The sequence below is a fragment of the Neisseria sp. P0009.S007 genome (assembly GCF_051962515.1).
In genome coordinates this window covers 18,769-28,235 of the sequence record NZ_JBQCVF010000001.1, presented here as the reverse complement: position 1 = coordinate 28,235, position 9,467 = coordinate 18,769, and the positions used below count along the sequence as shown (strand labels likewise).

Below are 9,467 nucleotides of genomic sequence, written 5' to 3'. Positions count from 1 at the left end.
AATCCCGACAGCAGCCGCTTCAAGCTCTCTTGGGATACTTTAAACGCCAACCTGTTGGCGTTTTTTGTCGCAGGTTTAGGCTTAAGCTTTACCGCCTGTATGTATCCGCTCCTGCCGATTGTTTCCAGTATTGTCGTGGGCGATAAAAAAGCCGGCAAAGGCCGCGCGTTTACCTTGTCTATGGTATATGTACAAGGCTTGGCATTGACCTATACCTTGGTCGGCGTGATTGCCGGTTTGACCGGTGCGCTGTTGACCGTATGGCTGCAACAGCCTTGGGTCGTACTTGCCGCCGCCGCGCTGATGGTGGTACTGGCTATGTCCATGTTCGGCCTCTTCAATATCCAACTGCCCAACTCCGTCCAATCCTATTTCCAAAACCAAAGCAACAAACTCTCCGGCGGCAAAATCATTTCCGTCTTCATCATGGGTATTTTGTCCGCCCTGATTGTCGGCCCTTGCGTTGCGCCTCCGCTGGCATTTGCTTTGGGCTATATCGGCCAGACCGGCGATGCCGTATTGGGCGGTCTTGCGCTTTATGTCTTGGCACTCGGCACCGGCGTGCCGCTCATCATCATCGGTACATTCGGCGGCCATATCCTGCCTAAAGCAGGCGACTGGATGAACGGCATCAAATACGCATTCGGCTTCATCTTGCTGGCTGTTGCCGTATACCTTGCTACACCGCATCTGCCTTATTTCGCAGTAGTCAGCCTCTACACCTTGCTGATGATTGTTCCCGCCCTTATGCTTTTAGCGAAATCCGGCAAACAAAAAGGCCGTCTGAAAACGGTTGCCGCCGTATTGGGCTTTTTACTGCTGATTGGCGGCTCATGGTTTGGCTGGCAAAGCCTCAATAAACAAACCACCGCCCTCCACCACTTCTTAACGCTGGTTCCGCCATCCGAAGCCGGACAAGAAACCGACCACGGCAAGATGTTTACCGATGTCAGCGAACTCAAAGCCGCTATGGATGCCGCCTTGAAAGCCGATCCAAGCAAGCCCGTGCTGATTGATTTCTACGCCGACTGGTGCGTATCCTGCAAAGAAATGGCCGCCTACACGCTCAACCAACCGCAGGTACACGAAGCGGTCGATATGCAGCGCTTCTTCCAAATCGACGTAACTGCCAACACTCCCGACCATCAGGCCTTACTGAAAGAATACGGCCTCTTCGGTCCTCCGGGCGTGTTTGTTGTCCGCGCCGACGGCAGTCATAGCGAAGCCTTATTAGGCTTTGTCAAACCCGATGCCTTCATCGAATGGTATCGCAAAAACGAGAAATAGCCGTCTATAAAAAGGCCGTCTGAAAACAGATTTTCAGACGGCCTTTTCTTATGTTTAAAAATTAAAATTCATCTTGAGCCCAACGCGTAGAACGCAAAATGCTGGAATCCACATCTTGAATATTGCGATAACCAGTAAATGCCATGGAAATATCCATTTCTTTATACAGGATTTCCAGCGCACGGGTTACGCCTTCTTCACCATACGCACCCAAACCATACAGAAACGCCCGACCAATCATCGTACCTTTCGCACCCAAAGCCCAAGCCTTCAAAATATCCTGACCGCTGCGGATACCACTGTCCATCCAAACCTCGATATCGCTGCCAACTGCGCTGACCACATCAGGCAAAGCTTTAATGGCGGACACGGTATCGTCAAGCTGACGGCCACCATGATTGGAAACGACCAATGCGTCCGCGCCGCTTTTCGCTGCCTTTTCCGCATCTTCAGGCTCCATAATGCCTTTGATAATCAGCTTGCCGCCCCACAAATCTTTAATGCGCGCCACATCATCCCAGCTCAGGCGCGGGTCGAATTGTTCGGAAGTCCACGAAGACAGCGAAGACAAATCGCCCACGTTTTTCGCATGACCGACAATATTGCGGAAGGTGCGACGTTCCGTGTTCAGCATTTTCATACACCATTCCGGTTTGGTCGCCAAATTGATTAAATTGGCAATGGTTGGTTTCGGCGGCGCGGACAGGCCGTTTTTGATGTCTTTGTGGCGTTGACCCAAGACCTGCAAATCAGCGGTCAATACCAAAGCCGAACATTTGGCATCCTTCGCACGCTTAATCAGGTTTTCCATAAACTCGCGGTCGCGCATCACATAAAGCTGAAACCAAAACGGCGCGCTGGTGTTTTCAGCCACATCCTCAATCGAACAAATGGACATGGTCGACAGCGTAAACGGAATACCAAATTTTTCCGCCGCACGCGCCGCCAAAATTTCACCGTCGGCGTGCGCCATACCCGTGAAACCTGTTGGCGCAATCGCTACCGGCATTTTCACATCCTGCCCAATCATTTTGGTTTCGAGACTGCGCCCCTCCATATTAACCAATACCTTTTGGCGGAAACGGATGTCTTTAAAATCCGAAGTGTTTTCACGATAAGTGGTTTCCGTCCAAGAGCCTGAGTCAATATAGTCATAAAACATACGCGGCATTTTACGTTTGGCAACAAGGCGCAAGTCTTCGATACAGGTTATTTTGCTTAAATTACATTTCATTGTCGATTGCCTCTGTTAAGGTAAAGATGGATGGTCAAGGCCGTCTGAACATTTCAAACACCTCATTATTTTACTCCATCAAAACAACTAAATTTTAAGAATAATTTTGATAATCTATATCAGTATCAATATTAAATCAAAACATTTTAACCCTGATATTTGTAGGGTTGATAGCCTTTTTTCAGACGGCCTTAAGTCCAAATTACAGAAAAATAAGGAAAATATTTTCCGATTTAAAAATCAGCCCATGCCACCATTTAAACAAACAATCAAACCGAACCGCCACATACTTGACTGAAACACTCAGATATTAGACAATTCCCCTACTAATAAAAACGCCCCACACAGGCAACCACACCATGAGACTGACTACCAAAGGGCGATTTGCAGTAACCGCCATGATAGATTTGGCGATGAACGCGCAAACCGGCGCTGTCAAACTCAGTGCCATCAGCGAACGACAAAGCATATCGCTGTCCTACCTCGAACAATTATTCAGCAAGCTGCGCCGTGCCGGATTGGTTGAAAGCCTACGCGGCCCAGGCGGAGGCTATATCCTTGCCGCACCCGCCGAGCAAATCAATATTGCACAAATCATCTCCGCAGCCGAAGACCGACTGGATGCCACACAATGCGGCAGCAAAGCAAACTGCCACCACGGTGCCCCCTGTCTGACCCATGACCTTTGGGAAAACTTAAACAAAACCATCAATGATTACCTCAGCAGCGTTACGCTGCAAAGCATCATTGAACAAAAAAACTGCAGCGACAGCAGTCATGTCGTTACTTTTACACACATTCATTAAACCGACTTGCGGCAAAGACCGCAGGCAGATGACCAAACGAAAGAGCAAACCATGACCGTCAAAACCCCCGTATACCTCGACTACGCCGCCACCACTCCCGTTGACCGCCGCGTTGCCGAAAAAATGATTCCCTACCTGTCCGATATTTTCGGCAACCCAGCCTCCAACAGCCACAGCTTCGGCTGGGAAGCAGAAGAAGCCGTAGAAAAAGCACGTGCAGACATCGCAGCCCTGATTAACGCCGACTCTAAAGAAATCGTTTTTACCAGCGGCGCAACCGAATCCAACAACCTCGCCATTAAAGGCGCGGCGCACTTCTACAAATCCAAAGGCAACCACCTCATTACCGTGAAAACCGAGCACAAAGCCGTGCTTGACACCATGCGTGAACTCGAACGCCAAGGTTATGAAGTAACTTATCTGGACGTACAAGAAAACGGTTTGGTTGACTTAGACGTGCTGAAAGCCGCTATCCGCGAAGACACCATCCTCGTTTCCGTAATGTGGGTAAACAACGAAATCGGCGTAGTTCAAGATATTCCTGCCATTGGCGAAATCTGCCGCGAACGCAAAATCATTTTCCACGTTGACGCAGCACAAGCATGCGGCAAAGTGCCTGTCGACGTTGAAGCCGCCAAAGTTGATTTGCTGTCTATGTCCGGCCACAAAGTATACGGCCCTAAAGGCATCGGCGCCCTGTATGTACGCCGTAAACCACGCGTCCGCCTCGAAGCCCAAATGCACGGCGGCGGCCACGAACGCGGCTTCCGCAGCGGCACCCTGCCCACCCACCAAATCGTCGGCATGGGCGAAGCCTTCCGCATCGCCAAAGAAGAACTCGAGCAAGACATGGCGCACTACCTGAAACTGCGCGATATCTTCCTCAAAGGTATCGAAGGCATCGAAGAAGTCTACATCAACGGTGACCTCGAACACCGCGCTCCAAACAACCTGAACGTCAGCTTCAACTTCGTCGAAGGCGAAAGCCTGATTATGGCAGTCAAAGAACTCGCCGTATCCAGCGGCTCCGCCTGTACTTCTGCCAGTCTCGAACCAAGCTACGTCCTGCGCGCACTCGGCCGTAACGACGAATTGGCGCACTCTTCCCTGCGCATCACCTTCGGCCGCATGACCACTGAAGAAGAAGTCCAATTCGCAGCAGAACTGATTAAATCCAAAATCGGCAAACTGCGCGAACTGTCTCCGCTGTGGGAAATGTTTAAAGAAGGTATCGATTTGAACTCGATTGAATGGGCGGCGCATTAATCAAGAGAAAAGGTCGTCTGAAAAATCCACAAGGCCTTTACCTTTTCAGACGACCTCATCAAGAAAAATACTAAAAATGACGATAATAAAAAATAAAATACGCCACTTACTTTCTTGTCTGATTCTATGCTCGGCCCCGCTGGTTTCAGCACAGACACAATCTGATTGGTCAACTATATTCAAATCATTTGAAAATGGCTGCCAATTCGATAAACATTTGGAAAACCTGTTGGATCCATTTAGTGATGTAAGCTATGACTGGAACGATAAAGACTCTAAATATCAAAACCTGCGTTTGAATTATCCCAATAGAGTCAAGCTGCCAAAGGCTTACCGTGATCTTGCGCACCCTCCGATGACTTTGCACCGCACGGAATTTAGTGAAGATGGAAAACCGTTTATTCTTGATCAAACCCGTTTGAAACTCAGCGGTACTTACTATGGCTTGCCTGTGGTTCATATCAGCCAGACGTTCCAAGTAGAAACCGCAGGTTACAGTTACACCCGTTTATTGTTGGATGTACCTTTGGGACAGGCACGCAAGGTGTTAAAAGGAAAATACCGCCCTATTCGAAAATACAGTTTGATTTTAGAAGAATACGAAACCCTGCAAGCAAAACTAAAACCGATTAATGTTAACGGAAAACCCCAAACAATTTTAGAATGTGCCTTTATAAATGGCTGATAAAACAACTGTAATAGATAATCAACTTAGACATTAAAAAGGACGTCTGAAACTCTAAAAATATACCTTTTCAGACGACCTAAAAGCCACAATCTTCAAATTAAGGATACAAACCCATGGACGAACAAGAACTCGACCTCGACAATCTCGACAACCTGCTCGAAGATTTTGACGGCGTTACCGTAGAAGGCGGCGTTGATTCAGAGAATGATGACGGCTGCGAAGGCGGCGCGTGCAAAATCTAAACTTCAGGCCGTCTGAATATTCGTAAACAAACCATTTACACCACTAAAAACACAAAGGAAACCACATCATGGCATACAGCGATAAAGTAATCGACCACTACGAAAACCCCCGCAACGTCGGTACTTTCGACAAAAACGACGAATCTGTCGGTACCGGCATGGTCGGTGCACCGGCCTGCGGTGACGTAATGCGTCTGCAAATCAAAGTAAACAATGAGGGTATTATCGAAGATGCAAAATTTAAAACTTACGGCTGCGGCTCTGCTATCGCTTCTTCCAGCCTGATTACCGAGTGGGTAAAAGGCAAAAGCTTGGATGACGCGCTGGCAATCAAAAACAGCGAAATCGCCGAAGAATTGGAGCTGCCGCCGGTAAAAATCCACTGCTCCATCTTGGCTGAAGATGCGGTAAAAGCAGCCGTTGCCGACTATCGCAAACGTCAGGAAAACAAATAACCTTGTTTGCCAGATACTTAGTTTGCAGACATTAATGTCTAAATCGGCTTGATAGGCCCAACTTGCCATATAAGTGCGCCAGTACCTGCAAAATCAAAGAAGACGATATGCCTTTTACCGATGAAGAAATCCAATCCCTACTTGCTGTCAAAGGAATAGGTAAAACCATATTGCAGCGTTTGCAGCAAATGGGATTGATGATATTGCCACTCTGGAGGTTGCGGATTTAGACGATATTTTGGAACAGGGCGCACAATTAACCGGCTCAACCTGTTGGAAAAATAGTCCGCAGGCCAAAGCTGCCATTACTGCCGCAATAGAGTGGGCAAAACAGCGTTTTCAGACGGCCTGATAGTTCAAGAGGCCATCTGAAATAAAAAAGCAGACAAAACAGAAAATGATTGCGAAATGAGGAAAAAAGCATGATTACCATCACAGAAAACGCAGCCAAACACATCAACAGCTACCTGACCAAACGCGGTAAAGGTTTGGGCGTGCGCTTGGGTGTGAAAACCAGCGGCTGCTCAGGCATGGCATACAACCTTGAATTTGTCGATGAAGTGAACGAGGATGACCTGATTTTTGAAGAACACGGCGCACGCGTTTATATCGATCCGAAAAGCTTGGTTTATCTAGACGGCACGCAAGTCGATTACACCAAAGAAGGATTACAGGAAGGTTTCAAATTTGAAAACCCAAACGTTAAAGATTCCTGCGGCTGTGGCGAGAGCTTCCACGTTTAAAATATCAAAAATGGCGAGAAAGTATCAAAACCATCCCGCCATTTTTTGGCTTCTTGCCTATTATAGCTACCCTTGCCTTTTCTTTTTCGTTCTACTTTGTGTCGGAACAAATCAGATTTGACTAAGGCTTTTAAGGCATTGTCTCGTATTTTGCCTTTATTGTGTTGCACCTTACCGGTCATATTGTTTTCCTTTCGTATAAACAGTTTCTGGATTATATCGTAAAATAATCCTCTTCTTTAGATTTTTTCCTTTGATATCATGTCTCAATACTTCAACCTCTTTCAGCTTGAGCCATCTTTCAATATTGATACCGAAGCACTCGAACAGATCTATCGAGCTTTAGCTGCCCGTTTTCATCCCGATAAATTTGCTTCTGCTTCAGCTTTTGAGCAGAAACAAGCCGTTATGATGTCTTCTACAATTAATGACGCCTACCGCACATTAAAAAGCCCTATTGATCGAGCCGCTTATCTCTTGAAAAGCCAAAATATCGATGCTGATGCACCTGAACACACTTCGTTTTCACCAGAATTCCTCATGCAGCAGATGGAATGGCGGGAAACATTGATGGATGCACAAATGGAACAAAACCATGATGCCATCCGAGCGCTGGATCAAGAAATCCAAGAAGTACAAAGCAACCTATATCAAGATTTACAACAAGCATTTGAACAACAGGATTATGAATCGGCCGCACAATGGGTACGGCATGGCCGCTTTCTTAATAAACTTCGCAATGAAATTGCTTCAATCTTATAAAGTACATATGCTGCTGCATTTGCCTAAGTTTTATTATGGCAAATGATTTTATATGTAAAACAAAAACCGTATCAGATTTATCTGATACGGTTTTCTTATATTAACTACCTATTAGCGTTTTTTACCAGTAACAGTAGCAACAGCCAGGTTTTCATTACGTTTCAGAGAAACACTTTCAACACCTTCTGGCAATTTGATGTCTGACAAGTGCAGAATGTCGCCAGCAACTACAGATGCACAATCCAACTCCAAGAAAGCAGGAATGTTTGCAGGCAAAGCAACTACTTCAACAGAAGTGTTCAACAGAGATACGCGGCCACCTTGCAATTTAACAGCTTGAGAGTTTTCAGCGTTAACAATGTGCAGAGGAACGCGGATGCGTACAGGTTGATCAGCTTTTACAGCTTGGAAGTCGATGTGTTGAACTTCGCGACGGAATGGGTGCATTTGGAAGTCACGCACGATAACGTCTTTAGTTTCACCGTTCAAAGACAGTTTAATCAAAGCAGTATGGAAAGATTCTTTTTCCAATGCGTAGAATACAGTTTTGTGGTCTACAGCGATAGCAACAGGCTCTTGACCTTCACCATACAGAATGCCAGGGATTTGGCCTTCGCGACGCAGGCGGCGGCTCGCACCAGTGCCTTGGGCTTCGCGAACAGAGGCTTGAATTTCGTAAGTCATGTTTAATACTCCAATTTAGATAAAATCGTCGTCATCGGCCGCGACCAGCTTAAGACGACATCGGGTTATGGCAGCAACATGCCGCCAATCATCACATCTTCATTGAAAAGATATGAGACGGATTCTTCATTGCTAATACGGCGTACCGTTTCAGCCAGCAAACCGGCAATGGTAACTTGACGGATGCGTTCACATTTTTTAGCTGCTTCAGACAACGGAATCGTATCTGTCACAACTACTTGGTCAATTTCGGAAGAAGCAATTCGATTCACTGCTTCACCGGAGAATACTGCATGGCTAGCGTATGCCAGTACACGTTCTGCACCGCGCTCTTTCAGGGCTACAGCCGCTTTACACAAGGTGTTTGCCGTATCGATCATATCATCTACGATCAAGCAAGTACGGCCTTGAATATCGCCAATGATATTCATCACTTCAGCCACGTTGGCTTTAGGACGGCGTTTATCGATAATGGCCAAATCAGCATTTAAAGATTTAGCAACAGCACGTGCACGTACAACACCACCGATATCAGGACTGACAACAGTCAGATTGTCGATACGTTGTTGTTTAATGTCGTTCAACAAAATCGGGGTAGCGTAAATATTATCTACCGGAATATCAAAGAAACCTTGAATTTGGTCGGCATGCAAGTCAACAGTCAATACGCGGTCGATACCTGCGGAGTACAACATATTCGCTACCAATTTAGCAGAAATCGGTACACGAACAGAGCGAGGACGACGATCTTGACGCGCATAGCCAAAGTAAGGAATCGCGGCAGTAATACGACCGGCAGAAGCACGTTTGAGTGCATCGGCCATAGTCAAAATTTCCATCAGGTTATCATTGGTTGGCGCGCAGGTAGGTTGCAAAATAAACACATCGCGACCACGCACATTTTCCAACAATTCAATGGCTACTTCGCCATCAGAGAATTTGGAAACGGTGGCTTCACCGAGTGAAATATCCAAATGTTTGACAACACGTTGTGCCAATTCCGGATTTGCATTACCGGTAAACACCATTAAACTGTCATAAGCAGCCATATCTTCACCTGATTCTAGATTTGATTTACGCTCAGAAAACATTACGCTTCCCTTTGCCCTATGTCTAAGACACTAATTATGCGATTATACGCGTAAAGACGGGTAAAAAAAAGTTTTTCAGCGTTATTGCGCTCTGAGCATAAAAAAGCGTGTAAGAAAACTTACACGCTTTTATTTGGCTGGGGAGGAAGGATTCGAACCTTCGCATGCTGGAATCAAAATCCAGTGTCTTAACCGCTTGACGACTCCCC

General features: G+C 46.5%; 11 protein-coding genes, 1 tRNA gene and 2 pseudogenes. 9 read left to right on the top strand and 5 right to left on the bottom strand.

The genetic code is table 11. From position 1 onward, the window contains the following. Positions 1–1,287: protein-disulfide reductase DsbD (dsbD, locus tag ACTHS3_RS00145; RefSeq protein ID WP_440366756.1), on the top strand; the 1,287-nt coding region annotated here is incomplete at its 5' end. Positions 1,288–1,348: 61 nt separating this feature from the next. On the opposite strand, the gene ACTHS3_RS00140 is transcribed toward dsbD, so the two are convergent. Further along, positions 1,349–2,521, bottom strand: coding sequence for an alpha-hydroxy acid oxidase (locus ACTHS3_RS00140; protein WP_049344453.1), 1,173 nt, complete (start codon positions 2,519–2,521; stop codon positions 1,349–1,351). Between the two features lie 359 nt (positions 2,522–2,880). On the opposite strand from ACTHS3_RS00140, the gene iscR reads away from it, so the two are divergent. From iscR to iscA, 7 genes and pseudogenes are all read left to right on the top strand, one after another. Next, on the top strand, positions 2,881–3,327 hold the full coding sequence (gene iscR / locus ACTHS3_RS00135; protein WP_004519894.1) for a Fe-S cluster assembly transcriptional regulator IscR: 447 nt from the start codon (positions 2,881–2,883) through the stop codon (positions 3,325–3,327). Positions 3,328–3,378: 51 nt separating this feature from the next. Then, the gene (locus ACTHS3_RS00130) at positions 3,379–4,593 is read left to right on the top strand and encodes an IscS subfamily cysteine desulfurase (RefSeq protein WP_049335281.1); all 1,215 of its coding nucleotides are present in this window, start codon (positions 3,379–3,381) and stop codon (positions 4,591–4,593) included. 217 nt (positions 4,594–4,810) lie between these two features. Next, positions 4,811–5,278: a hypothetical protein gene (locus tag ACTHS3_RS00125; protein WP_440366755.1), complete on the top strand. Its 468-nt coding sequence runs from the start codon at positions 4,811–4,813 to the stop codon at positions 5,276–5,278. Positions 5,279–5,394: 116 nt separating this feature from the next. Then, positions 5,395–5,523 carry a hypothetical protein gene (locus tag ACTHS3_RS00120; protein WP_004519897.1) on the top strand — a complete coding sequence of 43 codons (129 nt, stop codon included), beginning with the start codon at positions 5,395–5,397 and terminating at the stop codon, positions 5,521–5,523. A 68-nt stretch (positions 5,524–5,591) separates the two neighbouring features. Further along, complete coding sequence (gene iscU, locus ACTHS3_RS00115; RefSeq protein ID WP_049335285.1) at positions 5,592–5,978, top strand: Fe-S cluster assembly scaffold IscU; 387 nt, start codon at positions 5,592–5,594, stop codon at positions 5,976–5,978. Positions 5,979–6,085: 107 nt separating this feature from the next. After that, positions 6,086–6,330: pseudogene (locus tag ACTHS3_RS00110) on the top strand (recombinase RecA). A gap of 70 nt (positions 6,331–6,400) precedes the next feature. Then, positions 6,401–6,721 (top strand): iron-sulfur cluster assembly protein IscA, encoded by a 321-nt coding sequence (iscA, locus tag ACTHS3_RS00105; RefSeq protein WP_003685774.1) that lies wholly within the window; start codon positions 6,401–6,403, stop codon positions 6,719–6,721. On the opposite strand, the pseudogene ACTHS3_RS00100 reads toward iscA, so the two are convergent. Further along, positions 6,681–6,903 (bottom strand): annotated as a pseudogene (locus ACTHS3_RS00100) (alternative ribosome-rescue factor A). The gene iscA and the pseudogene ACTHS3_RS00100 sit on opposite strands and share 41 nt — an antisense overlap. A 79-nt stretch (positions 6,904–6,982) precedes the next feature. Here ACTHS3_RS00100 and hscB point away from each other — a divergent pair. Further along, positions 6,983–7,483 (top strand): Fe-S protein assembly co-chaperone HscB, encoded by a 501-nt coding sequence (hscB, locus tag ACTHS3_RS00095; protein ID WP_004519901.1) that lies wholly within the window; start codon positions 6,983–6,985, stop codon positions 7,481–7,483. 111 nt (positions 7,484–7,594) lie between these two features. On the opposite strand, the gene ACTHS3_RS00090 is transcribed toward hscB, so the two are convergent. The 3 genes from ACTHS3_RS00090 to ACTHS3_RS00080 form a co-directional block, all read right to left on the bottom strand. Continuing rightward, positions 7,595–8,167: a 50S ribosomal protein L25/general stress protein Ctc gene (locus ACTHS3_RS00090; protein WP_004519902.1), complete on the bottom strand. Its 573-nt coding sequence runs from the start codon at positions 8,165–8,167 to the stop codon at positions 7,595–7,597. A gap of 65 nt (positions 8,168–8,232) precedes the next feature. Next, positions 8,233–9,216: a ribose-phosphate pyrophosphokinase gene (locus ACTHS3_RS00085; RefSeq protein ID WP_100066646.1), complete on the bottom strand. Its 984-nt coding sequence runs from the start codon at positions 9,214–9,216 to the stop codon at positions 8,233–8,235. A gap of 176 nt (positions 9,217–9,392) precedes the next feature. Continuing rightward, positions 9,393–9,467 (bottom strand) — tRNA-Gln (locus ACTHS3_RS00080).

Excerpts from the sequence above, each read along its gene's own strand:
- iscA (WP_003685774.1), top strand. The coding sequence starts at position 6,401 with ATGATTACCATCACAGAAAACGCAGCCAAACACATCAACAGCTACCTG.
- ACTHS3_RS00085 (WP_100066646.1), bottom strand. The coding sequence starts at position 9,216 with ATGGCTGCTTATGACAGTTTAATGGTGTTTACCGGTAATGCAAATCCG.
- ACTHS3_RS00130 (WP_049335281.1), top strand. The coding sequence starts at position 3,379 with ATGACCGTCAAAACCCCCGTATACCTCGACTACGCCGCCACCACTCCC.
- hscB (WP_004519901.1), top strand. The coding sequence starts at position 6,983 with ATGTCTCAATACTTCAACCTCTTTCAGCTTGAGCCATCTTTCAATATT.
- iscR (WP_004519894.1), top strand. The coding sequence starts at position 2,881 with ATGAGACTGACTACCAAAGGGCGATTTGCAGTAACCGCCATGATAGAT.
- ACTHS3_RS00140 (WP_049344453.1), bottom strand. The coding sequence starts at position 2,521 with ATGAAATGTAATTTAAGCAAAATAACCTGTATCGAAGACTTGCGCCTT.
- ACTHS3_RS00120 (WP_004519897.1), top strand. The coding sequence starts at position 5,395 with ATGGACGAACAAGAACTCGACCTCGACAATCTCGACAACCTGCTCGAA.
- iscU (WP_049335285.1), top strand. The coding sequence starts at position 5,592 with ATGGCATACAGCGATAAAGTAATCGACCACTACGAAAACCCCCGCAAC.
- ACTHS3_RS00090 (WP_004519902.1), bottom strand. The coding sequence starts at position 8,167 with ATGACTTACGAAATTCAAGCCTCTGTTCGCGAAGCCCAAGGCACTGGT.